Annotated in this window: 26 protein-coding genes; 7 read left to right on the top strand and 19 right to left on the bottom strand. The window is 70.3% G+C overall.

What is annotated here, in order from left to right:
• Positions 1–95 precede the first annotated feature (95 nt).
• The gene (locus ACIO52_RS13315; protein WP_402643872.1) at positions 96–836 is read left to right on the top strand and encodes a metallophosphoesterase; all 741 of its coding nucleotides are present in this window, start codon (positions 96–98) and stop codon (positions 834–836) included.
• A gap of 48 nt (positions 837–884) precedes the next feature.
• On the opposite strand, the gene ACIO52_RS13310 is transcribed toward ACIO52_RS13315, so the two are convergent.
• From ACIO52_RS13310 to ACIO52_RS13295, 4 genes are all read right to left on the bottom strand, one after another.
• Positions 885–1,511: an NUDIX domain-containing protein gene (locus ACIO52_RS13310; protein WP_218716414.1), complete on the bottom strand. Its 627-nt coding sequence runs from the start codon at positions 1,509–1,511 to the stop codon at positions 885–887.
• Positions 1,512–1,627: 116 nt separating this feature from the next.
• The gene (locus tag ACIO52_RS13305; protein ID WP_402643869.1) at positions 1,628–2,932 is read right to left on the bottom strand and encodes an adenylosuccinate synthetase; all 1,305 of its coding nucleotides are present in this window, start codon (positions 2,930–2,932) and stop codon (positions 1,628–1,630) included.
• 26 nt (positions 2,933–2,958) lie between these two features.
• Positions 2,959–3,906 carry a hypothetical protein gene (locus ACIO52_RS13300; protein ID WP_316575433.1) on the bottom strand — a complete coding sequence of 316 codons (948 nt, stop codon included), beginning with the start codon at positions 3,904–3,906 and terminating at the stop codon, positions 2,959–2,961.
• Between the two features lie 258 nt (positions 3,907–4,164).
• Complete coding sequence (locus tag ACIO52_RS13295) at positions 4,165–5,742, bottom strand: ABC-F family ATP-binding cassette domain-containing protein (protein ID WP_402643866.1); 1,578 nt, start codon at positions 5,740–5,742, stop codon at positions 4,165–4,167.
• A gap of 251 nt (positions 5,743–5,993) precedes the next feature.
• Between ACIO52_RS13295 and ACIO52_RS13290 the strand changes: the two genes are divergently transcribed.
• The gene (locus ACIO52_RS13290) at positions 5,994–6,605 is read left to right on the top strand and encodes a GNAT family N-acetyltransferase (RefSeq protein ID WP_218716411.1); all 612 of its coding nucleotides are present in this window, start codon (positions 5,994–5,996) and stop codon (positions 6,603–6,605) included.
• Here the strand turns inward: ACIO52_RS13290 and ACIO52_RS13285 are convergent.
• The 6 genes from ACIO52_RS13285 to ACIO52_RS13260 form a co-directional block, all read right to left on the bottom strand.
• Positions 6,595–7,167, bottom strand: a complete 573-nt coding sequence (locus ACIO52_RS13285; protein ID WP_218716410.1) for an adenine phosphoribosyltransferase — start codon at positions 7,165–7,167, stop codon at positions 6,595–6,597. The two genes, ACIO52_RS13290 and ACIO52_RS13285, sit on opposite strands and share 11 nt — an antisense overlap.
• A 47-nt stretch (positions 7,168–7,214) precedes the next feature.
• Entirely contained in the window at positions 7,215–8,927 is a 1,713-nt protein-coding gene (locus ACIO52_RS13280) for an ABC transporter substrate-binding protein (RefSeq protein ID WP_218716427.1), read from the bottom strand.
• Between the two features lie 23 nt (positions 8,928–8,950).
• Positions 8,951–10,132, bottom strand: a complete 1,182-nt coding sequence (gene secF, locus ACIO52_RS13275; RefSeq protein WP_316575435.1) for a protein translocase subunit SecF — start codon at positions 10,130–10,132, stop codon at positions 8,951–8,953.
• Positions 10,129–11,832: a protein translocase subunit SecD gene (gene secD / locus ACIO52_RS13270; RefSeq protein ID WP_316575436.1), complete on the bottom strand. Its 1,704-nt coding sequence runs from the start codon at positions 11,830–11,832 to the stop codon at positions 10,129–10,131. Before secD ends, secF begins: the two co-directional genes overlap by 4 nt.
• 105 nt (positions 11,833–11,937) lie before the next feature.
• Positions 11,938–12,279, bottom strand: coding sequence for a preprotein translocase subunit YajC (gene yajC, locus ACIO52_RS13265; protein WP_218721110.1), 342 nt, complete (start codon positions 12,277–12,279; stop codon positions 11,938–11,940).
• A 108-nt stretch (positions 12,280–12,387) separates the two neighbouring features.
• Positions 12,388–13,878: an NAD(P)/FAD-dependent oxidoreductase gene (locus ACIO52_RS13260; protein WP_342802060.1), complete on the bottom strand. Its 1,491-nt coding sequence runs from the start codon at positions 13,876–13,878 to the stop codon at positions 12,388–12,390.
• A 77-nt stretch (positions 13,879–13,955) separates the two neighbouring features.
• On the opposite strand from ACIO52_RS13260, the gene ACIO52_RS13255 reads away from it, so the two are divergent.
• Together ACIO52_RS13255 and ACIO52_RS13250 are read left to right on the top strand one after the other, a co-directional pair.
• On the top strand, positions 13,956–14,585 hold the full coding sequence (locus ACIO52_RS13255) for a TetR/AcrR family transcriptional regulator (RefSeq protein ID WP_308248645.1): 630 nt from the start codon (positions 13,956–13,958) through the stop codon (positions 14,583–14,585).
• 36 nt (positions 14,586–14,621) lie between these two features.
• Positions 14,622–15,200 carry a DivIVA domain-containing protein gene (locus ACIO52_RS13250; RefSeq protein ID WP_218721113.1) on the top strand — a complete coding sequence of 193 codons (579 nt, stop codon included), beginning with the start codon at positions 14,622–14,624 and terminating at the stop codon, positions 15,198–15,200.
• A gap of 13 nt (positions 15,201–15,213) precedes the next feature.
• Here ACIO52_RS13250 and ACIO52_RS13245 read toward each other — a convergent pair whose 3' ends face one another.
• From ACIO52_RS13245 to ACIO52_RS13220, 6 genes are all read right to left on the bottom strand, one after another.
• On the bottom strand, positions 15,214–15,726 hold the full coding sequence (locus ACIO52_RS13245) for a GtrA family protein (RefSeq protein WP_308248646.1): 513 nt from the start codon (positions 15,724–15,726) through the stop codon (positions 15,214–15,216).
• A 43-nt stretch (positions 15,727–15,769) separates the two neighbouring features.
• Positions 15,770–16,867: a Holliday junction branch migration DNA helicase RuvB gene (gene ruvB, locus ACIO52_RS13240; protein WP_218721114.1), complete on the bottom strand. Its 1,098-nt coding sequence runs from the start codon at positions 16,865–16,867 to the stop codon at positions 15,770–15,772.
• 3 nt (positions 16,868–16,870) lie between these two features.
• Positions 16,871–17,470 carry a Holliday junction branch migration protein RuvA gene (gene ruvA / locus ACIO52_RS13235; protein ID WP_218721115.1) on the bottom strand — a complete coding sequence of 200 codons (600 nt, stop codon included), beginning with the start codon at positions 17,468–17,470 and terminating at the stop codon, positions 16,871–16,873.
• Positions 17,467–18,036: a crossover junction endodeoxyribonuclease RuvC gene (gene ruvC / locus ACIO52_RS13230; protein WP_218721171.1), complete on the bottom strand. Its 570-nt coding sequence runs from the start codon at positions 18,034–18,036 to the stop codon at positions 17,467–17,469. Before ruvC ends, ruvA begins: the two co-directional genes overlap by 4 nt.
• Positions 18,037–18,146: 110 nt before the next feature.
• A complete protein-coding gene (locus ACIO52_RS13225) occupies positions 18,147–18,659 on the bottom strand; it encodes an MmpS family transport accessory protein (RefSeq protein WP_316575440.1) in 513 nt (170 codons plus the stop codon).
• A 50-nt stretch (positions 18,660–18,709) separates the two neighbouring features.
• Positions 18,710–19,219 carry an O-acetyl-ADP-ribose deacetylase gene (locus ACIO52_RS13220; protein WP_316575441.1) on the bottom strand — a complete coding sequence of 170 codons (510 nt, stop codon included), beginning with the start codon at positions 19,217–19,219 and terminating at the stop codon, positions 18,710–18,712.
• A gap of 105 nt (positions 19,220–19,324) precedes the next feature.
• On the opposite strand from ACIO52_RS13220, the gene ACIO52_RS13215 reads away from it, so the two are divergent.
• Entirely contained in the window at positions 19,325–19,825 is a 501-nt protein-coding gene (locus tag ACIO52_RS13215; RefSeq protein WP_218721118.1) for an SRPBCC domain-containing protein, read from the top strand.
• Between the two features lie 62 nt (positions 19,826–19,887).
• On the opposite strand, the gene ACIO52_RS13210 is transcribed toward ACIO52_RS13215, so the two are convergent.
• Positions 19,888–20,643 (bottom strand): YebC/PmpR family DNA-binding transcriptional regulator, encoded by a 756-nt coding sequence (locus ACIO52_RS13210; protein WP_218721119.1) that lies wholly within the window; start codon positions 20,641–20,643, stop codon positions 19,888–19,890.
• A 92-nt stretch (positions 20,644–20,735) separates the two neighbouring features.
• The gene (gene pdxT / locus ACIO52_RS13205; protein WP_402643854.1) at positions 20,736–21,356 is read right to left on the bottom strand and encodes a pyridoxal 5'-phosphate synthase glutaminase subunit PdxT; all 621 of its coding nucleotides are present in this window, start codon (positions 21,354–21,356) and stop codon (positions 20,736–20,738) included.
• Between the two features lie 212 nt (positions 21,357–21,568).
• On the opposite strand from pdxT, the gene ACIO52_RS13200 reads away from it, so the two are divergent.
• Complete coding sequence (locus tag ACIO52_RS13200) at positions 21,569–23,263, top strand: APC family permease (RefSeq protein ID WP_316576330.1); 1,695 nt, start codon at positions 21,569–21,571, stop codon at positions 23,261–23,263.
• 9 nt (positions 23,264–23,272) lie between these two features.
• On the opposite strand, the gene ACIO52_RS13195 is transcribed toward ACIO52_RS13200, so the two are convergent.
• Positions 23,273–24,094 carry an acyl-CoA thioesterase II gene (locus tag ACIO52_RS13195; protein WP_218721121.1) on the bottom strand — a complete coding sequence of 274 codons (822 nt, stop codon included), beginning with the start codon at positions 24,092–24,094 and terminating at the stop codon, positions 23,273–23,275.
• Between the two features lie 79 nt (positions 24,095–24,173).
• Here ACIO52_RS13195 and ACIO52_RS13190 point away from each other — a divergent pair, with 79 nt between their 5' ends.
• Entirely contained in the window at positions 24,174–24,788 is a 615-nt protein-coding gene (locus tag ACIO52_RS13190) for a hypothetical protein (protein ID WP_342802057.1), read from the top strand.
• Positions 24,789–24,821 lie beyond the last annotated feature (33 nt).

Raw genomic sequence — 24,821 nt, 5'->3', positions numbered from 1 at the left:
GGCCACCCGCCGAACCCTCAGGGTGGGCACTCCCGCCCCCTTGGTGGACCGGGAATCGCGTTGACAGCCGCATCTCGCTGTGGCCTCCTTGGCGGGTGGGGAACATCGCGCCGATCCGTCTCGCCGCCATCGCCGACCTGCACCTGAGACCCGCCGTGGCCGGCAAGTTCCGGCCCGGCTTCCTCCGCCTCGACCGCCATGCCGACCTGTTGGTCCTGGGTGGTGATCTCACCGAGGGCGGCACCCGGGCGAATACCGCGCTTCTGTGCGCGGAACTGGCCGGTCTCCCGGTCCCGGTGGTCGCCGTCCTGGGCAATCACGACCACGACGAGAACCGTGGCGAGTTCATCGCGCGGCGGCTCACCGAGACCGGTGTGGTTGTCCTGGACGGTGATTCGACCACGCTGACGATCCGCGGGCAGCGGGTCGGGATCGCCGGGGTGATGGGCGGCTCCGGCGGCTTCCCCGGCCACCCTGGTGATCCCGGCTCCGGTTCGGCCGAGCATCGGGCCAGGATGCGCCGCGGACCCGTCGACGCCCAGCGCCTGCGCGAGGCGCTCGACGGCCTCGACTGTGCCCTCCGGATCGCCCTCACCCACTTCGCCCCCGTCGTCGACACGCTCGTCGGCGAACCCACGCCCATCTATCCCGGACTGGGGTGCCACGCCTTGGGCGAGGCGATCGATGCGGGCCGCGCCACCCTCGCTCTCCACGGCCATGCGCACGCCGGCACCGAATACGGGACGACCACGGGAGGCGTTCCCGTGCGCAATGTGTCCTACCCGGTGCTGCGCCGGACGTATGCGGTCTACGACCTACCGGTCGCCGCCGCATAGCCACGCGGCGTCACCACCCTCAGCACGCCGGTGCGCCTCGGCGACCTGCTACGCCGTCTCGCCGAAGGCCCACACGACCGCGGGCCGACCGGTGGCCTTCACCCGCCGCCGTTCGCCGGTGCGGTCCAGCCCCGGGATCGCGGCCAGCGTGCGATTGAGATTGGCCGGGTCGGGACGCGTGCCGTGCAGCGAGGTGCTGAGGTCGACCGCGCGGGTGGCGGGGAACTCCTCGCCCGCCAGCGCCCTGGTCAGGGTCGGGTCCTTCCACAGCAGGCCGGCCAGCAGAGTCCGGCTGGTCTCGACGATCCGATTGTGGTCGAAGGCCAGCGGCGGCACGGCGTCGAACTCGACCCACTCGGCCGGTCCCTCGTGCTCGGCGACGACGGCCCACATGGCGATCGACAGGGTGGGCCCGCGCGGATCGCGGTGCGGTTCGTCGAAAGTGACCAGCTGACCGACCGCGCCGATCGCCTCGACCGGGACACCCAGCTTGGTGTGCACCGCCCGCCGGGCGGCCTCGGCCAGCCGCTCGCCCCGGCCCAGCAGCACACCGGGCAGCGCGAGTTCGCCGGTGAACGGCTCGAACTCGCGAGCGGCGATCCCGATGCGCACCGCGCTGTCGGCCTCCCAGCACCGCAACGTGACGACATCGATCGATACGACGGATTGCTCCACGTCGTCCCATCCTGCCGCAAGCGCGCGCCGAATGGGAACCCGCGCCGCCCTCGCGTTCTCGCTGCGCGCGCCGCCGCCGAGCCCGCCGCGAGCACGGCCCCGCCGACCGGCTTCGTTCACGCCGACCGGGCCGCGGTCGCGCCGAGACGGGCCCCGACGCCCGCCGAATCCGCGCCGAGCACCGGTCGACGCAGGATGCGGTCGTGCCGATCCGGTCCGTGGCCGGTCAACACCACCGGCACCCCGAGGCGGTGGGCGAGCCAGTCCGCCGGGTCCCCGACGACAGGCTCGAGGACCGGTGTCGCCGCCGACAGCAGGTCGGTGAGCCGTCGCTGGTGCTCGAGATCACGCCATCGGCCGGGCACCAGCTCGGCGACCGGGCCCGCCGTGGTCTCGTATGCCGCTGCGGCGCAGGCGGTTCCGGTGACATCGAGATGATTGACCACCAGCCCGTCGATCCCGCCACAGATGTCGACGGCGTAGCGCAACAGGATCGGATCGAGGTGCCCCTGCCGGAACGCACCCTGATAGGGGCCGGTGCCGTTGTGCGGCTCCGGGTTTCCCAGCGGCGCTTCGGTCGGCAGCGGGCCCGCGCCGTGCCTGGTCATGTAGGTCCGGGTGACACCCAGCACGGTGGCGGTGCCGCCGATCCCGGCGATCATCGCGCGGGCGTGGCGCGGTTCCACCGTCGACCACGTGGTGTGCGGGTGCAGACCGCGCCATTCGTCGAGCAAAACACCCTGCGCGCCTTCGAACACGAGCCTGCCGCGCGCCGCCGCCCGCGCGAGTTCGCCGTCGCCGGTGAGACGCACCGCCCCGGCGAAATCGCGGTACATCGCCACCAGCGCGTCGATCGATTCGTAGCCGTGCGCGCTGGGCCCGATCAACGCGTCGTAGTGCGCGGCCAGCCGGTCCAGCTTGCCCCGCAGGATCGCCGGCGTGCGGCAGTCGGCGACCGTCGGAGCCTCGTGTTCCAGTGCGTACCACGCCGTTTCACCGATGCCACGACCGCAGGAACCGTGCCGCGAGGAACCCCTCGCGTCCTCGCGTGCACGGTTGGCCGCGATGTGGATCGGCGTGGTGAGCAGGGCCCGGCCGTCGACGGCGAGCAGGCCCAGCGGATCGGGCACCCCCAGTGCCGCGAGCTGCTCGGACTCGGCGGCGAGCGCGATCGGTTCCACGAGCATGTGCCGCGAGAGCACGGTCGGCACCCCGTGGAAGGTTCCCGCACCGAACTGGGCGAAGGTGTGGTGACGGCCGTCGGCGACGACATTGTGCGCGGCCTGCGCACCGCCGTTGAACCGCACGACCGCCGCCACCCCGAGGCCGGCCTCCGGTGCGCACAGCCAGTCGACCGTCGCGCCCTTGCCCGCGTCACCGAAGCCCAGATCGACGACGACGAGATGTTCCGCACCGACCATGGCCGCGCTCCTTCCCTTCTCGCGTGTCACTTGCCGGGCGGCAGCGCGCGGATCCGCCTGGACGGTCTCGCCCCGAGTGCACGGCCCACCGCGTCGGCCTCGTCCACCGACCCGACATCGCGCAGGTCGGCCAGCCCGGTGTCGACGTCGACCCGGTCCTCGCCCAGCCCGATGGTCAGCGCGATCAGTTCGCACACCGCGCCGGGATCGTCGAGCTTCAGGAAGTTCTGGCCGAGCAGGCCCCGCCAGTGGTCGGCGATCTCCGGATCCCGGTAGTAGGACGACTGATTCGGCAGGATGTAGTAGACGTGCCAGCGCTCGGCGAGTTCACGATAGATCGACTCCACCGACACGTCGCGGCGCACGTGATCGCCGATGACCGCCCTGATGTGGCGGGCGGCCAGGCGCGGCTTGTTCAGCTCGTCGCCGATGATGAACAGGTAGCCCCGCTTCCCGCGCTTGTCCCAGGCGTCGGTCGCGACGTGCTCGGCCAGGAAATAGGCTGCCAGCTCGTAGCTTTCGGACTTCTGCCCGCCACCGCCGCCCTCGAGCAGGATGGCCCGCAACTGCTCGTCCATCCGGTTGTCGGATTCGAACTGCCCGATCTGCAGCGGCACCCGGTCGGTGTCGGCGTCCCCGATCGCCCCGAACAGGATCTGCGGATCCTGCGCGTACCCCTTGCTCTTCAGCAGCCCGTGCAGCTTCCCGAGCTTGTCCTGCATGATCCGCGGCACCCGACCCATCGATCCGGTGACATCGAACAGCACCGCGACCGGCAGCGAATTCCCGTGCTCGGCCGAATCCCGGCACTCCCGCACACCCACGCCGAACGGATCGAGCAGCGGATGCGCGCACCAGGTGTCGTACGGCTGCTCCCGCATCTGCGCGGTGTAGCCGAAGTCGTCCTCCCCCGCGCGCGCCCGGAACGTCTTGCCCGCCCGGTACGCACTGTCATCCCAATGCCCATACCCCATCAGAACCACTCCCTCTCGGTATCGTTGTTTTAGTCTATGCAACCAAAACGGTGATCGTCAAGAGACCTGGGCGCATCCCCACTGCCGACGATGATCCATCGCGTGCTCGGCGACCTGCGCCGGACCGACACCGTCGGCTCGGACAACACCCGGATCCCGTTGGGCGAGGCCAGGTTCGGCCCGCTGTCGCGCTCCGGCTGGGACCACCATGTGCGGCGATCCCGGGGTCATCCGCCGGGCCGCCGCACGGTAGCCGCGCTACTCGACCAGCCCCTCGGGCGTGAGCTCGAGGGTGCGGGTCACCCCGATGTCGTCGAGGAACCGCGCGTCGTGGCTGACCACGATGAGCGCGCCCTCGAAACTCGCCAGGGCCTGGGTCAGATGCGCCAGGCTGGGCAGATCGAGGTTGTTGGTCGGCTCGTCGAGCATCAGCAGTTTCGGCGCCGGTTCGGCGAGCAGCAGGGTCGCCAGGGCGGCCCGCAGCCGTTCGCCGCCCGACAGCGCCGAGGCCGCGATATCGGCGTCGGCCCCGCGGAACAGGAAGCGCGCCAGCTGTCCCCGGATCTGCTCGGCGCTCGCGTGCGGCGCGGCGTCGGCGACGTTGTCGAACACGCTGCGGGTCTCGTCGAACACGTCGAGCCGCTGGGGCAGCAGCCGCCACGGCACCTTGGGCCGTTCGTCGACGATCCGGCGCAGCAGGGTGGACTTGCCCGCCCCGTTGCGCCCGGTCAGCGCGATCCGCTCCGGCCCGCTCACCCTCAGATCGACCACCGGGCCGTTGGCCAGGCGCGCCTGCTGGAGGGTGACGACATCCTGGCCCGGATACAACCGGGTACCGGGCAGGTCGATCCGGATCTCCCGGTCGGCCCGCACCAATTCCTCGGCCTGATCGAGGGTTTCGCGCGCGGAGTCGAGCTTCTCCAGATGCGAGGTACGCAACTTGCCCGCCGACACCTCGGCGGCGTTCTTGCGCAGCCCCGCCACGATCTTCGGCACCCGCTTGTTGTCCTGCATCTTCTGCGCGAACCGCTGTCTGCGGTCCAGTTTGGTCCGCGCCTCGACCAGTTCGCGGGCCTGCTTGCGGACATCGCTGCGGGCGTCGCGCACCGCCGCGCGCGCCGCCTCCTGTTCCTGCTCGACGATGCGTTCGTAATCGCTGAAATTGCCGCCGAAGGACCGGATCTCGCCTGCGCGCAGCTCGGCGATGCCGTCCATCCGGTCCAGCAGGTCCCGGTCGTGGCTGACCACCAGAACCGTGCCGGGGAACTGCCGGATCACCTCGTAGAGACGGGTGCGCGCGACCGCGTCGAGGTTGTTGGTCGGCTCGTCGAGCAGCAGCACGTCGGGCTCGCGCAGCAGTTCGGCGACCAGCCCGAGCAGCACGGTCTCACCGCCGGAGAGCGTGTCGAGGGTGCGGTCCAGGTCGTCGACCGACCCGGCGACGTAGTCCAGGCCCAGCTTGCCGAGCAGCGCGATCGCCTCGTCCTCGATCTGCCAGTGCACCCCGACGGTGTCGAAGTCCTCGGGTTCGCCCTCGCCGCGTTCGATGCGGTGCAATGCGGCCCTGACCTCGGCGATGCCCAGCACGGTCTCCACCCGCTGCCCGGTCTGCATCCCGAGGTCTTGGCGCAGGTAGCCGATTTGCCCCGGCGCCGTGATCGAGCCACGATTCGGGCGCAACGCGCCGGTGATCAGCCGCATCAGGGTGGACTTGCCCGCGCCGTTGCTGCCGACCAGCCCGATCTGGCCGGGGCCGACGACGGCGTCGAGCCCGTCGAACACGACGGTGCCGTCCGGCCAGTGGAAGGAGAGATCGGAAAAAGAAAGAGAGGTCATGCGGATCCCCTATGAGGTGCGACGGATACACGGTGCGCAGAATGCGGACCGTCCGGGAGCGCTACCTCAAGAAATCAACGCACGACTCCGATCGCCGGGAACAAGACCACTCATTGATAACACTCCGCCGCGCCCCCGCGCCACCCCTTTTTCCGGCACCGTGAGCTCGATCACCGGGTCCCACGAAACGCTAGCCTGGACGCCAGGGCGATCCTCAGCCACCGGAGGCTGGATCAGGGACCGGAGGACCGATGACGGAGCCGAGACGAGTACGCGCCGCCGCACCGGCGGACGTGCGAGCCGCCGCCGACGCGCTCGGCGCGGCGTTCCAGCACGACCCGGTCATGGGCTGGATCCTGCCCGACGAGCACCGGCGCGCCGTCGGCCTGCCGCGGTTCTTCGCCACCATGGCCCGCCACATCTTCTTCCCCGCCGACGCCTCCGACCTCGCGGTGCGCCCGGACGGTTCCGTCGCGGGCGCCGCGCTGTGGACGCCGCCGGACCGCCAGCCCGCCGCAAGCGCCGAACTGCGCGTGGTGCCCGGCCTGATCCACGCGTTCGGGCGCCGCGTCGGCGCCGGCAAAACGGTCGGTGACCTGCTCAAGCAGCACCATCCCTCGACTCCGCACTGGTACCTGGCGATGATCGGCACCCGCCCCGAGGATCGTGGGGCCGGATACGGCCACACGCTGCTGCGCTCGCGGCTGGACCGGATCGACGCCGAGGGCGCGGCCGCCTATCTCGAATCCAGCAACCCCGACAATGTGCCGTACTACGAACGCTTCGGCTTCACGGTGACCGACGAGATCCGCATCCCCGGCGGCCCGCCGCTGTGGCTGATGTGGCGCGCGGCTACAGCTTGACGATCGAGGTCACCGGGTAGTCGCCCTGGTGCTCGCGGCCCTGCAGGAACTCGAGTTCCAGGACCACGGCGGCGGCGACCACCTCGGCGCCGACCTCCCGGAACAGCGCGGCCGCGGCGGCGAGCGTGCCGCCGGTGGCGAGGACGTCGTCGAGCAGCAGGATGCGCTTGCCCGCGAGCTCCACCCCGTCGGCCGGGATTTCCAGTGCGGCGGAACCGTATTCGAGCTGGTACTCGCGCGACACGACCGGCGGCGGCAGCTTGCCGCCCTTGCGGATGGCGAGCACGCCGGTGCCGAGGGTGGCCGCGACGCCTGCGCCGAGCAGGAAGCCACGCGCGTCCACGCCGGCGACGATGTCGGCGTCGGGGACCACGGCGGCGAAGCAGTCGATGACCGCGCGGAAGCCCTCGGCGTCGGCGAACACCGGGGTCAGATCGGCGAAACGCACACCCGGCGTGGGGAAGTCGTCGTGCCAGCGGGTCAGCCGCGACACCGCGTCGGCGGCCTTGCTGGTCCGCGCGCTGACCTGGTCGTCGGACTCGACCACCGCGTGCTTGCTCATCGACACCTCTCCCTCACGGTCACGCCCCGCGTGACTGTCACCACTGCTCATCGCTGCAACACCCAGCGATCCATGTTCCATCCGGTTCCGGCCTGGGTCGGCCCGGCGATCCCGTTCTGCATGCCGGTGCCGAAGGCGATCAGGCGCGGGGTCGCGAACAACGGGATGCTCGGCAGCTGCGCCCACAGCAGGTTCTCGGCCTCGGTCAGCAGATTCAGCGTCACGGTCGAGTTCGTCTCGCCCGCAAGCTGATCGGTGATCGCATCGTAGCGACCGTTGGCGAAACCACCGACATCGAGGCCGCTACCGGCCCGCAACGCCGCGAACGCGGCCACCCCGGTGGTCGAGCCTGCCGGACCGGGGACCGCAGCGGTGCCGCCGAGCACGGCGTCGACCGCACCCTCGGCCAGTCTGGCCGGTGTGAAATCCGGTGCGCCCGCGTCGACCACGGTGATGCCCGCGCCGCGGCACGACTCGGCGATCATGGCCACGGTCTTCGCCCGGCGCGCGTCCGGCGCCTGGTAGCCGATCCGGACAGTCGGCTGCGCGGCGCGCGCCGAGGCCAACGTCGCCGTCGCGGCGGGGATGTCGGCACCCTTGTAGCGGTCGGCCGCGCCGATCACGGCCGGGTAGTACAGCGAATCCTGCTGCACGACATGGGCGTTCAGCGGACCCGCGCCGAGTCCGCTCTTCGGCACCTCGCCCGCCTTGCCCAGCGTGTCGAACAGCGCCTGGCGCGGCACACACTGGGCGAACGCGCGGCGCACCTCGACGGGGCCGAACACCCCGCCGGTGGCGAGCACGAGCTGCTCGGCGCTGCGACTGGCGACCGTCTGCTCATCGAAGCCGGCCAGGGCCAGGTCGGCGACCGACCCGGCGCCCAGGTCGACCACGCCGAACGCGTTCTCCTTCGCCTTGGCCGCGTAGTCGGTGCCCTTGGGCCACACCACGATCCGGCTGGTCGCCGGCGGGCTGCCCCACCACTTCTCGTTCGCGACCAGGACCAGACCGTCCTTCGCGGTGAAGGATTCGATCCGGTACGGCCCCGACGACGGGAACCTGGTCAGGTCGAGCGAGCCCGCCTTCATGGTCCAGCCCGCGTTCCAGAAGTCGGCGATCCGGCCGAGCACGGCCCCGTCCCCGGTCTGCAAGGCACTCACCACGCTCGGCACGCCGACCGCCTGCGCCACCACGTGCGCGGGCATCAGCTCGGCGGCGGTGAACAGGGTCCGCCACGGCAGGTAGTGCCTGCCGGGGCGGAACACCACGGTGGCGTCCTTGGAGCCCGGCTGGCAGTCGACCCGCTCGATGTCGGCGTAGCCCGCGGTGCTCGCGGCGTCGAACAGCGGAACCGGGCCGCGGTCACCCGGGCGGGTGAACCGGCCCGAGCGCGCCGACCAGGCCAGCACCAGATCGTCACAGGAGGTCTTCACCCCGTCGGAGTACACCCCGTCCGGGTTGAGCCGGTACTGCACGGTCTGCGTCTCGCCCGGCACTTCCTTCGCGGTACCCGCGTCGGTGTCGGCGACCTGCTGACCGTCCGGTCCGGTGTAGAAGAACCCGGTCAGCACCCGGCCGAACACCGCGGCCGCGCCGCTGCTCGCCCCGAGCGTGCTGCCGCCGTTGTAGCTGGCGACCGCCGCGTCGACGGCGTACCCGATGGAGGGCACCTGGTTCTTGCTCGAGCACCCCGCCACCAGGCCGGTGCTCACGGCCGCCGTGGCCAGCACGGTGATCAGTCGAATCGTGCCGCGTCGCATGATGAGACCCCCTGCTGTCGCCGTCAGTTCCTTCTCTTGTGCCGCTTCCCGCTGGGCCGGGCGCCCGGCCGCGGGGCTCCGGCGTCGCTCGGACGCGGACCGCGCGGCACGCCCGCGGCGGCGCCGACCGGCACCCGGGCACCGGCCGGGCCCGCGGCGCGCTTGGCCAGCACCTTCTTGGTGTGCGCGGCCACCGGGCCCCAGCGCTCCTTGATCGACACCAGCACCGGGACGGCGAGGAAGATCGACGAGTAGGCACCGACGATCATGCCGACCAGCTGCACCAGCGCGAGGTCCTTGAGTGTGCCGACACCGAGCAGCCAGACCGCGATCACCAGCATGCCGATGATCGGCAGGATGCCGATGACGGTGGTGCTGATCGAGCGCATCAACGTCTGGTTGGCGGCGAGGTTCGCCTGCTCGGCGTAGGTGCGCTTGTTCAGGTGCAGCACGCCACGGGTGTTCTCCTCGACCTTGTCGAAGACCACGACGTTGTCGTAGAGCACGTAGCCCAGGATGGTGAGCAGACCGATCACCGCGGCCGGGGTGACCTCGAACCCGACCAGCGAATAGATGCCCGCGGTGACGATCAGGTTGAAGAACAGCGACACGATCGCCGCGATCGACATGTCCCGCTCGAAGCGGATCGCGATATAGATCATCGTGAGCGCGACGAACACCCCCAGCGCGATCAGCGCCTTGTTGGTGATCTGCCCGCCCCAGGTCTCGCTGATCTCGGCGATGCTGATCGCGTTGCGGCTGACCTGGCCGTCGGAGTCCTTGGGCTGGAACGCGTCGAACAGCGCGCTCTGCACCTGCTCGGTCTGGGCCGCGTCCAGGGTCTCCGAGCGCACCTGGATGGTGGCCGAGGCCCCGGAACCGACCTTCTGCACCGACACCGGGCCGTGGCCCAGGGTCTGCGCGTAGACGTCCTCCACCTGCTGGGTGGAGATGTCGGCGGCCGGGATCTGGATGCGCGAACCGCCGGCGAAGTCGATGCCGAGGGTGAAGCCGCGCACCGCGATGCTCAGCACCGAGATCAGCAACAGGGCCGCCGCGATGCCGTAGAACAGCTTGCGGCGGCTGACGATCGGGAAACCGCCGGTGCCGGTGTAGAGCCGCTCGAAGAACCCGTGCTTCGGGGTCTGCGACGCCTCGGCCTGGTCCAGGTACACCGACTCGTCGGTGGGATGGGCGTTGGTCATCGTGACATCTCCTTCGGCCTGGCCTGGCCCGCGGCGCGTTCCCTGGCGATCTGCTGCACCGAGCCGAGACCGTTCACCGACGGCTTCGCCCAGAACGGCGAACGCGAGACGATCATCATCAGCGGCGCGGTGACCAGGTAGAGCACGATCACGTCGAGGACGGTGGTGATACCGAGGGTGAAGGCGAAGCCCTTCACCTGACCGGCGGCGAGCAGGTACAGCACGACCGAGGCGATCAGGCTGACCGTCTTACCGGACAGGTTGGTGCGCTGCGCCCTGGCCCAGCCGCGCGGCACGGCCGAGCGGAAACTGCGACCCTCGCGCATCTCGTCCTTGATGCGTTCGAAGAACACGACGAACGAGTCCGCGGTGAGACCGATACCGATGATCAGACCGGCGATGCCGGCCAGGTCGAGGGTGAACCCGATCCAGCGGCCGAGCAGCACGATGATGCCGTAGACGGCGACACCGGCCGCGATCAGCGAGAACCCGGCCAGCAGGCCGAGCATGCGGTAGACGAACAGGCAGTACAGCAGCACCGCGATCAGGCCGATCGCGCCGGCCAGCAGACCAGCCTTCAGCGAGGACAGGCCCAGCGTCGCCGAGACCGTCTCCGCCTCCGAGGTCTGGAACGACAGCGGCAGCGAGCCGTACTTGAGCGTATTGGCCAGCTCCGCGGCGCTGTCGGCGGTGAAGCTGCCCGAGATCGAGGTGCGGCCGCCGAGCTGCGGACCCTGCTGCACCTGCGGCGCGCTGACGACCTTCGAGTCCAGCACGAACGCGACCCGCTTGTAGACGTACTCGCCGGTCAGCGCGGACCAGGCGTCCGCACCCGAGGACTTGAACTCCAGGTTCACCTCGTGGCGGGCCTGCTGGGAGTTCAGGCCGGAGGTCGCGTCGGCGATCTCCTGGCCGTCGATGCGGCTCGGGCCGAGCAGGAACACCTCGGTGCCGTCCTGCGAGCAGGTGACCAACGGCAGCGCCGGGTCGTCGTTGCCCGCCAGCGGGTCGGGCTTGGTGCAGTCCATGCTCGCCACGGCGACCTGCTGTACGGACTGGTCGGTGCTCTGCCGCAGCGCCTTGGCGTCGGCGATCTCCTTGGCCTGCTGCTGCTGGGTGGAGGTGCCACCGGGAGCCGGGGTCGGCGTCGGCGGTGCCTGCGCCGGGAACACCCGCGACTGCGGGGCCGGGGTGGTCGGCTCGCCCGCCGCCGGAGCGGTGGTCTCGCCGGGCGCGGGCGTCTCACCGGGCGCGGGCGCGCTCGTGGTCGGCGTCCCGCCCTGGGCCGGCGGCACCTGCGGCGCGGCGCCACCGGCCTGTGGCTGCGTCGCGGCCAGCACCGGCCGGATGTACAGCTTGGCGGTGGTGGCCAGCGCGCGGGCCTGCTGGCTGTCCTCACCGGGCACCGTGATGACGAGGTTGTCGCCGTCGATGACCACTTCGGAGCCGGAGACGCCGAGACCGTTGACGCGGTTCTCGATGATCTCCTGGGCCTTCTTCAGGCTGTCCTGGCTGGGCCTGCTGCCGTCGGGGGTGCGCGCGGTCAGGGTGACGCGGGTACCGCCCTGCAGGTCGATGCCGAGCTTGGGCGTGGGGGAATGGTCACCGGTGAAGAACACCAGCGCGTAGATCACGGCCAGCAGCGCGGCGTAGACGCCGAGCAACCGGTACGGATGCGCCGATCCCTGGGAAGGTGGCACAGCAGGTCATCTCCTAGGCGGAAGTCGAGGTCGGAACGGGTGGGCACGACGATGCCCGCGCCGGTGCGTTCCGCAGCGCGGGGCACCGGCGACGAGGGAACGCGATCAGTCCTTGGTCAGCCGGGTCTCGGTCTGCTCCGCGGACTCCTCGACGGTGGCGTCGGTCGCGGGGGTGGTCTCCTCGACCGCCTGCTCGTCGGCCCGGACCTCGCGGATCGCCTGACGCAGCCAGGTGGTGACGACGTCCTCGGCGATCTCCAGGTCGACGGTGGTGTCGTCGAGGTCGACGACGGTGCCGTACAGGCCCGACGTGGTGACAACCTGGTCACCCACCTTCAGACCCTCCTGCATCGACGAGACCTTCTCGGCCTCCCGCTTCTGTTTGCGGATACCGAAGAACATCGGCACGAGCAGGGCGAGGATCAGCAGCGGAAACAGGAAGTCCATCGTCGAAGTCAGTCCCTAGTCAGTGGTGGACGGGCAAGTACGCCTGACAGTCTGCCAGTTCTCCGCCGTGGCGACACACCGGACACCGTCACGACCTCCGCGCGCCGCTCAGGCGGTGCGGCCGTAGGTGTAGTCGTCGAGCGGGAAGCTGACCGCCTCACGGTGCGCGTCGGCGGTACTGGTCGGGCGCAGCAGCGCCGCCTCACCGTGCTGATTGAAGTAGTAGCTGCGCGCGCCGGCGCAGTCACCCCCGTAGAACACCGAGGAGCCCAGCTTGTCGGTGACCCGGTCCAGGAACTCGGCGTTGGCCCGCTCGGTGACCTCGAAGGTCTGTTCGCCGCGCCGGAACAGCTCGGTGAACAGCCTGCCCATGTGCTTCATCTGGGCCTCGATGGTGGTGAAGTACGACAGCCCGCTGTAGGAGTAGGGGCTGTTGAGGCTGAGGAAGTTGGGGAACTTGGGCACGGTGATGCCCTCGTAGGCCTGGAAGCGGTTGTCGCGCCAGAACTTGCCGAGGTTCACCCCGTCCCGGCCGACGATCTCGATGGCCGGGAAGTTCACGTCCCACAGATTGAAGCCGGTGGCCAGCAGCAACGTGTCGATCTCGGTCTTGTGCCCGTCGGCGGTGACGATGCCGTCGGGTTCGACATGGTCGATCGAGTTCGTCTCCAGTCGCACGTGCGGCTTGTTGAACGTCTTGAAGTAGGTGTTGGAAAACGTCGGGCGCTTACAGCCGAAGTCGTAGTGCGGGGTCAGCTGGGCCCGGGTCTTCGGGTCGCGGACCTGCGCGAACAGGTGCGCCTTGGCCAGGGCGGCGGCCGCCTTGTTCAGCGGTTTGGCCTGCGCGTAGTGCAGCACGCCGACGACCATCAGGGCCTCGAGCATGCTCGTGTTGGCCAGCCGTGCCACCTTCTGGGTGAGCGGCACCTTGGCGAACAGTTCCTGGACGGCGCCGGGAATCGGGGCGTCGATCTTGGGCACCACCCAGATGGGCGTGCGCTGGAACACCGTCAGCGCGTCGACCCGCTCGGCCACCTCGGGCACCAGCTGGACCGCGGTGGCGCCGGTGCCGATCACGGCGGCCCTGCGTCCGGTCAGGTCGTAGCTGTCGTCCCAGTCGGTGGTGTGGATGATCTTGCCCGCGAAGGACTCGATGCCGGGGAACGGCGGGGTGTAGGGCTGGGACAGGAACCCGGTGGCCGCGAGCAGGTAGCGCGCGGTGACCGTCTCGCCGCCGGCGATCGAGACCACCCACTGCTGGTTGTCCTCGTCCCAGCGGGCACCGTCGACGGTGGTCCCGAACCGCATCCGCCTGCGCAGGTCGTATTTGTCGGCCACGTGCTCGGCGTACTTCTTGAGCTCGGCGCCGGGGGCGAACAGCCGGGTCCAGTGCGGATTCGGCTCGAAGGAATAGGAGTAGGTCACCGAGGCGATGTCGACCGCCAGGCCGGGATACCGGTTCACATGCCAGGTGCCGCCCAGGTCGTCCTCACGCTCGAGGATCACGAAATCGTGCAGTCCGAGCCGGTCGAGCTCGATCGCGGCGCCGATGCCGCCGAAACCCGCCCCGACCACGACCGCGTCCCATTGAGGTGCCACGCCGAACCTCCACATCATCAGGTGTCTGTTACAGAATGACACATCATTCCGCCGGCGGCGACAGTAACATCGGCCCGGTGACGAAGCCATCTGCCCGCGTCGAACAGCGCAAAGCCGAATTGCGCAGGGAGATCATCGACACCGCGTTCGACTGCTTCTCCGAGAAGGGCTATCACGCCACCGGCATCGCCGATATCGCCGTACGCCTCGGCATCGGGCACGGCACCTTCTACCGCTACTTCGCCAACAAGCGCGACATCATCGACCACGTCATCGACGACGTGACCGGCCGCGTGTTCACCGCGCTGGCCACCGATCTCAGCCCCGAGACCGCGACCACCCTCGACGAGTACACCGCGCTGCTGGACCGGATCGGCGATTCGCTCAATCGTGTGCTGCTCGACGATCCCCGGGTGCCGCAGTTGCTGCTGGTCCACGCGACCGGCATCGACGACGAGCTGACCGCGCGGGTGTTCGGTCTGCTCGACTCCACCGAGGTCGTCATCGCCGGCTATCTGGACCACGGCGTGCGGTGCGGTTACCTGCGCCCGGATCTGGATACTCCCACCACAGCGAAAGCGGCGCTGGGGATGGTGGTCGCGGGCATCGTGCACGGCATGCGAACCCCTGATCCGGCGCTGCTTGCGGTGTACAGTCACGCGGTACGGCGGCTGTTCATCGAAGGCGTCCGAGTTGCTGCGCGATGACGAAAACCCGTGGGATAGAAGGGCAATCCTGACACAATGACCGCTGTGACGCCCGACGATGTGAGCCGCACCCACTTCGCCATGCCGACCCTGGGCCATCGTGGCTACCACGCCGACGAGGTCGACGCGTTCCTCGAGCTGGTCTCGGCCACCCTGGACGGGCAGGGCGTCCTCACCGCCGACGACATCCGGCACGTGCACTTCGGCGCACCGCGTTTCGGTGGTCGCGGCTATCAGGCCGACCAGGTCGACGACTTCCTCGACCGGGTCCGCACCGAACTCGAATACCGCCAGAAGGGCGGCGCGCCGGTCCCGGCGGCCCGGCCCGGCGACGGTGTGGCCGAGATGCTCACCCCGGACGACGTGCACCGCATGCGGTTCAGTCAGTCGGCGGTCGGCAGGCGCGGCTACCACGAGGAGGAGGTCGACGCCTTCCTCGACCTGGTCGCCGCGACCCTGGCGCACAACGGCCCGGGCAGCCTGACCGCCGCCGATGTGCGCGGCGTGCGGTTCACCGACACCCGCCTGGGCACCCGCGGCTACTCCCGCGAGGAGGTCGACGCCTTCGTCGATCTGGTCATCACCGCGCTAGAGCACGTCGAACGCAGGCAGTGACCACCGGGGCGGATCAGCCCTGGATGCTGTGCAGTTCGGCCTCGCGCAGGTCGTCGGGGAAGACGTAGCGACGGAACGCCCAGAACCGGAACGCCATCGCCAGCAGCACGCCCAGGATCTGCCCCGACACGAAGTTGGCCACCGCCTGCACCACCGGATCCACGTGCGGCACCCGCAGATTCAGCACGTACAGCGAGATCGCCTGCGGGATCATCGTGACGCCGATGCCCAGCGCGCTGACGGTGAAGAACAACGCCGCCTCGTGACTGCGCTGCCTGCCGCCGCGGGTGCGGAAGGACCACTCCCGATTGAGGATGTAGGAGGCGATGGTCGCGATCAGCGCGCCGAGCAGGCGCGCGGTCAGCGGCTTGTCGCCGAGCACGGTCAGCTTCACCGCGTACACGACCCCGGTGTCGATGAACCAGGTGATCGCGCCGACGACCGCGAACTTCAGGAGCTCCCGATGCTTCAGGAGCAGGGAACGCAACGGCTCGGGGAATCGCTGCACCACCGCATGGACTGCCACCCGGCCGACAGTAGACGACGATCGGGTGCCTCGCCCAGCGGGCTCAGTCGAGCAGGTCCATGCTCGGGTGCGGTTCGCGCCCCCGTACTTCGATGGCGCCGATGACCAGATCCGGCGGCGGCACCAGCCCGAGATGCTCCCACGCCCCCGCGGTCGCGACCCGGCCGCGCGGGGTGCGGGCGACGAGTCCGGCACGCACCAGGAACGGCTCGCACACCTCCTCGACGGTGGCCGCTTCCTCGCCGACGGCGACCGCGAGCGTGGACACACCCACCGGTCCCCCGCCGAACCCGCGCACCAGCGCGCCGAGCACGGCGCGGTCGAGCCGGTCCAGACCGAGCGCGTCGACGTCGTAGACCTCGAGCGCGGCCATCGCGATCGGGTGGGTGATCACGCCGTCGGCCCTGACCTCGGCGAAGTCGCGGACGCGGCGCAGCAGGCGGTTGGCGATGCGCGGGGTGCCCCGGGAGCGGCCCGCCACCTCGGCGGCGGCGTCGTGGTCGATCCGCACACCGAGGATGCGCGCCGAGCGCTGCAGGATCCGCAGCAGTTCGGCGGGATCGTAGAAGTCCATGTGGCCGGTGAAGCCGAAACGATCGCGCAGCGGACCGGTCAGCGCGCCGGAGCGGGTGGTGGCGCCGACGAGGGTGAACGGGGCGATGTCGAGCGGAATCGAGGTCGCGCCGGGGCCCTTGCCGACCACCACGTCGACCCGGAAGTCCTCCATCGCCAGGTACAGCATCTCCTCGGCGGGGCGGGCCATCCGGTGGATCTCGTCGATGAACAGCACATCGCCTTCGACCAGGTTGGACAGCATCGCGGCGAGGTCGCCCGCGCGTTCCAGGGCGGGGCCGGAGGTGATGCGCAGCGCGGTGCCGAGTTCGGCGGCGATGATCATCGCCATGCTGGTCTTGCCCAGGCCGGGCGGTCCCGAGAGCAGGACGTGATCGGGTGTGGCGCCACGCTGCCGAGCGCCGCGCAGCACCAGGGCGAGCTGCTCGCGCACGCGCGGCTGACCGATGAAGTCGTCGAGCGAGGTGGGGCGCAGACCGGTCTCGGCTTCGCCGTCGGAGTGCAGATACCGCGCGGTGAGGGCGGAATCGTCGGGGTCGCCTGCCGCGAGCTCGACATCGTCGTCCATGGCCTACCTGTTCTTGCCGAGCAGGCCGAGAGCGGCGCGCAGGGCGACGGAGGTGGTCGCGGTGGGCTGGTCGGCCAAGACGGCGTCGACGGCCGGTTCGGCCTGCTTCACGGGGAATCCGAGCCCGACGAGCGCTTCGGTGACCTGTTCACGCACCGGGGTGACCGGGACCTGCGCGCCGGGCGGACCGGCGGGCACCGGCACCAGGTTCACCTTGTCGCGCAGTTCGACGACCATCCGTTCGGCACCGCGCTTGCCGATACCGGGCACCCGGGTGAGCGCGGCGACATTGCTCTCGGCCAGCGCCTTGCGCAGCGCCTCCGGTTCGAGCACGGCCAGCACCGCCATCGCCAGCCGGGGGCCGACGCCGGACACCGTCTGCAACAGGCCGAACAGGTCGCGGGCCTCGGTGTCGGCGAAGCCGAACAGGGTCATCGAGTCCTCGCGCACGATCATCGCCGTGTAGAGGCGGGTCTCCTCGCCGCGGCTGAGCCCGGCCAACGTCGCGGGGGTGGCGTTGAGCCGGTAGCCGACGCCGGCGGCCTCGATCACCACATGATCGAGCGCGATCTCGAGTACCTCGCCGCGTACCGACGCGATCACCCGCGCACCACCTTTCGTTGTTCGGCCAGCCGTTGTTCGTAGCGGCGGCGGACCTCGTCCGCCTGCGCCTGCGCGGCCGCCATCCGGTCCATCAGCGGCGCCCGCCAACAATGACAGATCGCCAGGGCGAGCGCGTCGGCGGCGTCGGCGGGTTTCGGGGCGACCCGCAGCCCGAGGATCCGAGTCACCATGGCGGTGACCTGCGCCTTGTCGGCGGTGCCGTTGCCGGTGACCGCGGCCTTGACCTCACTGGGCGTATGGAAGGCGACCTTGATCCCGCGCCGGGCCGCGGCCAGCGCGATCACCCCGCCCGCCTGCGCGGTCCCCATCGCGGTACGCACGTTGTGCTGGGCGAAGACTCGCTCGATCGCGACGGCCTCGGGCCGATGCGTGTCCATCCATTCCTCGGCCGCGTCGGCCACGGCCATCAGCCGCAGCGCCAGCTCCGCCTCCGGCGGCGTCCGCACCACCCCGACATCGAGCGCGACGACCTTGCGCCCCGGCCCACTGTCCACCATGCTGAGCCCGCACCGGGTGAGCCCGGGATCGACGCCCATCACCCGCACCGGCAGCCCCTTCGAAGACACGAACAGTTGTTCGAAAGTCTAGAGCATTCTCCCGCCCCACCCGACCAGCGACACGGGCGGCGGCCCGCCGCCACCCGTGCGCCGCGCGGTCAGTCGATGGTGACACTGCAGGTGACGAAGCCGAAGGAGCCGGTGGAGGTGTCCTCGTCGAGAACCTTGCCGTCACGCAGGATCCGGCAGCTGACGGTGCCCTCCTCTGTGCCCGTCGTCGTCACGGTGATGCTGCCCATCTTGGCGAAGCCGGAGACGGTGACGTTCTTGCGCCAGGGCACCATCGACCCGTTCGCGGTGTTCTGGTCGAAATCGCCGCTGTAGTAGGTGATGTCGACCTGCGAGGCGGTGCCGTTCACCTCGTAGACCAGGTCGGCGCTGCTGTTGACCTCTTTGTCGACCTGCCAGGCCGCCACGCCGATGATCGCCGCGCACCCACCCCCGAGCAGGACGAGCACCAGCACGACACCGCCGACGATCCACGGCCAGACCGGCTTCTTCTTCGGCGGCTGCGGATACCCGTAGTTCGGCGGATACCCACCCTGCGGATATCCGCCCTGACCCTGCGGATATCCACCCTGATACGGCGGCGGTGGCGGCTGATAGGTCATCGGTCCCCCTCGGGCACAAGCGGATAGAGCCAGGACACTACCCGACGGGACTAATCCAGCGCGGCAACAAAGACCGCGAGCGCGCGATCGTCGAACAGGACGAAGCGCACCTCGTCGACGGCCGGGCCTGCCGCGCGCACGGTCTCGACGGCGATGCGGGCGCCGTCGTCCATCGGCCAGCCGAAGATGCCGGTGGAGATGGCCGGGAACGCCACCGTGCGCGCGCCCAGTTCGGTGGCCACGCGCAGGGATTGGCGGTAGCAGGAGGCCAGCAGGGCCGAGCGGTCCTCGGTGGCCGACCAGACCGGACCGACGGTGTGGATCACCCAGCGCGCGGGCAGCCGACCCGCGGTTGTCGCCACCGCCTGCCCGGTGGCCAGGCCCTTCCCGTAGTGCGAGGCGCGCAGGTCACGGCACGCGGACAGGATCTCGGGTCCGCCCTTGCGGTGGATCGCGCCGTCGACGCCGCCACCGCCGAGCAGCGAGGAGTTGGCGGCGTTGACCACCGCGTCGACGCGCTGTTCGGTGATGTCGCCGCGTACCGCCTCGATCCGGGTCATGGGTCCATTGTGCTGGCCGCGCCGAGCGCGACACCAGCGGATATCGCGGCGTACCGTCGACACCGTCGCCGATCGTCGCTCCACCCGAGCCGAGGAGAACCGCGCATGCCCACACCCACCGGCGAGATCCAGCCGACGCCCGACGGTCGTGATCTGGTGATCACGCGGTCGCTGGGCCTGCCGATCGAGGAGGTGTGGGCGCGGCTGACCGACCCGCACCTGACCGCGGGCTGGTACGGCACCTGGGAGGGGCAGGCGGGCACCGGCAACACCATCAGGGTGCAGATGCGGTTCGAGGAGGGCGAACCGTGGACGGGGATGAACATCGACGAGTGCACCCCGCCGATCCACCTGGGCCTGTCCTCGACCGACCAGATCGGCGTGTGGCGGCTGGAAGTGACGCTGCTCGACACCGGGGCGGCCACCGACGTGCGCCTGGTCCATCACCTCACCTCGGAGTACCAGCTGGCCGAGATCCCGCAGATCGGTCCCGGATGGGAGTACTACGCGGACATGTTCGTGGCCGCCTGCACCCAGACCGAGCGACCGAGCTTCGCCGACTACTACCCGGCGATGGCGGCCTACTACACCGAGCGCGCGTCCTAGCCGGAACACGCACCGCCCCGGCCGAAGTCCCGGCCGGGGCGGTGCGTGAGCGATGCGAGTTCCTACTCGTCGTCGAGCTGGGCGGCGACCTCGTCGGAGATATCGACGTTGGTGTAGACGTTCTGCACGTCGTCGCTGTCCTCGAGCGCGTCGACCAGCTTGAGCACCTTGCGGGCGCCTTCGGCGTCGACCGCGACCGAGACCGAAGCCTGGAAGCCGGACTCGGCGGAGTCGTAGTCGATGCCCGCGGCCTGCAGGGCGCTGCGCACGGCGATCAGATCGCCGGGCTCGCTGATGATCTCGAAGGCCTCACCGTGGTCGTTGACCTCTTCGGCGCCCGCGTCGAGCACGACCTCGAGGATGTCGTCCTCGGTCAGGCCGTTCTTCTCGAGGGTCACCACGCCCTTGCGACCGAACAGGTAGGCCACCGAACCCGGATCGGCCATGTTGCCGCCGTTGCGGGTCATCGCGACGCGGACCTCGCCTGCGGCGCGGTTGCGGTTGTCGGTGAGGCACTCGATCAGCACGGCGACACCGTTGGGGCCGTAGCCCTCGTACATGATCGTCTGCCAGTCGGCGCCGCCGGCTTCCTCGCCGCCGCCACGCTTGCGGGCGCGCTCGATGTTGTCGTTGGGGACCGACGACTTCTTCGCCTTCTGGATGGCGTCGTACAGCGTCGGGTTACCCGCAGGGTCACTACCACCAGTGCGGGCCGCCACCTCGATGTTCTTGATCAGCTTGGCGAAGAGTTTGCCGCGCTTGGCGTCGATTCCCGCCTTCTTGTGCTTGGTGGTGGCCCATTTGGAGTGGCCGCTCATGCCCTACTTCCTTCAGGTCGGTTGCGCGTCTGCCCGGGCGGACAAGCTCGATCCAGCCTACTCGGGCCGCGGGCGCGCAGTGGCCGCGGGCGTTACCGTGCCGAACGAACCAGGTCGACGAACAGCTCGTGCACCCGCAGATCGCCGGTCACCTCGGGATGGAACGAGGTCGCCACGACGTTGCCCTGCCGGGCGGCGACGATGCGGCCCCGGGCCGGACCGTGCGGCACCCGGGCCAGTACCTCCACGCCCTCACCGACCCGTTCGACCCACGGGGCGCGGATGAACACGGCCCGTACCGGCGTGTCGAGGCCGGTGAAATCGAGATCGGTCTCGAACGAGTCGACCTGGCGGCCGAAGGCGTTGCGGCGCACCGTCATATCGATGCCGGACAGGTGCTGGGCGTCGGGCCTGGTGTCGAGCACCTCCGAGGCCAGCAGGATCATGCCCGCGCAGGAGCCGAAGGCGGGCAGCCCGTCGCACAGCCGGGCGCGCAGCGGCTCGAGCAGATCGAAGGCCTGCAGCAGCTTGGAGATCGCGGTCGACTCGCCGCCGGGCAGCACCAGCCCGTCGACGGCAGCCAGCTCCGATTCGCGCCGCACCAGCACCGCGTCGGCGCCACAGTGCTCCAGCGCGGCAACGTGTTCGCGCACGTCACCCTGGAGCGCGAGGACGCCGATGGTCGGCCGGGCGGCAGCGGAGGATGCGTTCACAGGCGCTGAGCTTACGAGCCGGTCCGATGTGCGCCCGCTCACGGTCGCCGTCAAGGTTGTGTCAACGCCGGGGTAGGTTCCGGCGGTTCGGCCCGACACTCACAAGGGTGATCGCACTACTGCCGCGCGGGAGCTCCGGACCTGCGCCGTTCGTCTCGCGCCGACGCGGGCTCACCGTCTCCACCGGCCTGGCCGGGCTGTCCCTGGACGCGATGGCGTCGGTCTCCTACGGTCCCGAGGCGATCGTGCTGGTGCTGGCGACCGCGGGTGGCCTCGGCCTCGGCATGACCCTGCCGGTCACGCTGGCCATCGCGGCGCTGCTCGCGGTCCTCATCGCGTCCTACCGCCAGGTCATCGCGGCGTTCCCCGACGGCGGCGGCGCCTACGCGGTGGCCGAACGCCACCTCGGGCATCGCGCCGGCCTGCTGGCGGCGGCCGCGCTGATCGTCGACTACGTGCTGAATGTCGCCGTCTCCCTCGCTGCCGGCGTCGCCGCGCTGACCTCGGCGTTTCCCGCGCTGCACGGGTACGCGGTGTGGATCTGCCTGGCGGTGCTGGTCGGTATCACCGCACTGAATCTGCTCGGTATCACCGAGAGTGCCCGCGCGTTCATGGTGCCGACGGCGGTGTTCGTCGCCGGCATCTTCGCGGTGATCATCGGCGGGCTGCTGCGCTCCGAACCCGCCGCCGTCACCGCCGGGACGGCGGCGGTGAGCGATATCCACACCGTCGGCGTGCTGCTGTTGCTCAAGGCGTTCTCCAGCGGGTGCGCGGCGCTGACCGGTGTGGAGGCGATCGCCAATGCGGTGCCGAGCTTCCAGGAACCCCGGGTGCGGCGCGCCCAGCGGGCCGAGGTCGCGCTGGGCCTGCTGCTCGGGACGATGCTGATCGGTCTGGCTGTCCTGATCGAGAAGTTCTCGCTGCGGCCGATCGCGGGCACCACCGTGCTCTCGCAGCTCACGGAGGCGGCGCTGGGACACGGCGTCGGCTACTACGTCGTGCAGTTCGCGACGGTGGTACTGCTGGCGCTGGCGGCCAACACCTCCTACGGCGGCCTGCCGACGCTGACCCGGCTGCTCGCCGACGACAACTGCCTGCCACACCGTTTCGCCGTCGCCACCCCGCGTCAGGTGTATCGCTACGGCGTGCTGACCCTCGGCGTGAGCGCCGCGGTGCTGCTGGTGGCCGCCGGGGGCGAGATGAACGCGCTGGTACCGCTGTTCGCGATCGGCGTGTTCGTCGGCTTCACCATCGCCCAGACCGGCATGGTCCGGCACTGGTGGCAGATCAGGTCCGACGGCTGGCGATGGCGGCTCGCGCTCAACGGCTTCGGCGCGCTGCTGACCTTCGTCGCCGCTGTGGTCACCACCGCGATGAAGCTCACCGAGGGCGCCTGGCTGATCGTGCTGGTCCTGCCCGCGCTGATGCTCGGCATGGAGCGAATCCGACACACCTACACCAAGATCGAGCACTCTCGGGGCGTGGTCGGCGTCCTGCCCGCGCGGCCGCGCCGCACGGGCACCGCGATCATCGTGCCGATCGCCGAGGTGTGTGAGCTCAGCCGGGAGGCGCTGTCGGCGGCCCTGTCGATCGGTGACGACGTGACCGCGGTGCATGTCTGTCTACCGGGTGAGTCGACGGCCGCGTTCGCCGCGGCGTGGGAGGCGTGGCATCCCGAGGTGCGCCTGGTCCTGCTCGAGGACAGCGACGCGACCGTCGGCGGACCCGTCGCCGCCTACGTGCGCGCGCATTTCGCGGGCAGGCGCAAGGTCGTCGTCATCGCCGAGGTCGATCCGCCCTCGGGCTGGGACCGTGTCGTGCCCAGCCACCGCAGCGACGAGCTCGAGCGGGTCCTGCGCAGGATGACCGACACCGTGGTGTGTCACCTGCGTGTGCAGGTGCGCTGAGACCCCGGCCTACTTGTGGCGCGGGGTCCGGATCAGACCCTCCTGGACGACCGCGGCGACGAGGTTGCCCTCGCGGTCCCAGATCTTGCCGCCGGTCAGCGCGCGGCCGAAGCCCGCCGAGGGCGAGGACTGGTCGTAGAGCAGCCATTCGTCGGCGCGGAACGGGCGCAGGAACCACATGGCGTGGTCGAGCGAGGCGTCCTGGGTGGGTTCGCCGGGATGGGCCACCTTGGACGAGCCGAGCAGCGTCATATCGCTCATGTAGGCGAGGGTGCAGACGTGGAACAGCGGGTCGTCGGGCAGCTTGTGGCGGTACCGGAACCACACCTGCTGCTGGGAGACATAGCCCTCGCGCTGGGCGACCTGCTCGGACGGGACCGTGCGGATGTCCCAGTGCTCCCACTCCCGCATCGCCCACAGCCGCTCGGGACTCATGGTGACGCTGGCATCGGGCAGCTCGTCGGGGCCCTCCACCGTCGGCATCACGTCCTGGTGCTCGGGCCCCTCGTCACCGCGGTGGAACGAGGCCGACATCGTGAAGATCGCCTGCCCGTCCTGCACGCCGGTGACCCGGCGGGTGCAGAAGGACCGTCCGTCACGGATGCGTTCGACCAGGTAGACGGTGGGTTCCTCCGGATTGCCCGGTCGCAGGAAGTAGCCGTGCAACGAGTGCACCTGGAAGGCGGGGTCGACGGTGCGCACCGCCGAGACCAGCGCCCGGCCCGCGACCTGACCGCCGAAGGTGCGCGTCAGCTGGGATTCGGTGGCCGCACCACGGAAGATGTCCCGTTCCAGCTGCTCGATCTCGAGCGCCTCTTCGATAGTCGCCATGCGCTCGAGATTATCCCGTCGCCGACCGTCTGGTCTGTCCGGCTCGGCACCGGGCCCCGGAATTTGCTGTGATAGTGCCGTGCCGTCGTTCACGCCCACCTCCCCCACCGCCGTGGCGGGACTCGTCGCCGACCGGGTGGCCACGCTGCCGGGGCGGCGCGTGCTCGCCGTCGATGGCGCCGACGCGGCGGCACCGGTCGAGCTGGCCCGCCGGATCGCCGCCACGCTCACCGAACGGGGACGCTCGGCCGAGGTGGTCGCGCTGCACGATTTCGTCCGCCCGGCCTCGCTGCGCATGGAATACGGCCGCGACGACGCATGGTCTTATCGCACAGCCTGGTTCGACTACGACGCGGTCCGCCGCGAGCTCCTCGACGCGCTCCGGGCGAACGGTCGCTGGCTGCCCGCGCTCTGGGACGAGGCCCGCGATCGGTCGGCCAGGGCCGCCCTGCGCCCGGCGCAGGCCGATCTGGTGCTGGTACTGGCCGGGCCGATGCTGCTGGGCCGCGGCCTGGAATTCGATCTCACCGTGCGGCTGGAGCTGAGCGAGCAGGCGGCGCTGCGCCGCACGCCGCCCGCGGAGCAGTGGACACTGCCCGCCCTGCGCGATCACGCCGCCGAACAGCCCGAGACCGCCACCTGGACGGTGCGCTGGGACCACCCCGACCGGGCGGCGTTGCGGGTCGGCCCGTAACACGCTGTCGCCCTGCGACTTTCCCCGGACAGC

The sequence above is a fragment of the Nocardia sp. NPDC087230 genome (assembly GCF_044744725.1).
In the GTDB taxonomy this organism is placed as follows: Bacteria; Actinomycetota; Actinomycetes; order Mycobacteriales; family Mycobacteriaceae; genus Nocardia; species Nocardia canadensis.
The sequence above is the reverse complement of the archived record's forward strand: the minus strand, read 5'-3'. Positions and strand labels throughout refer to the sequence as shown.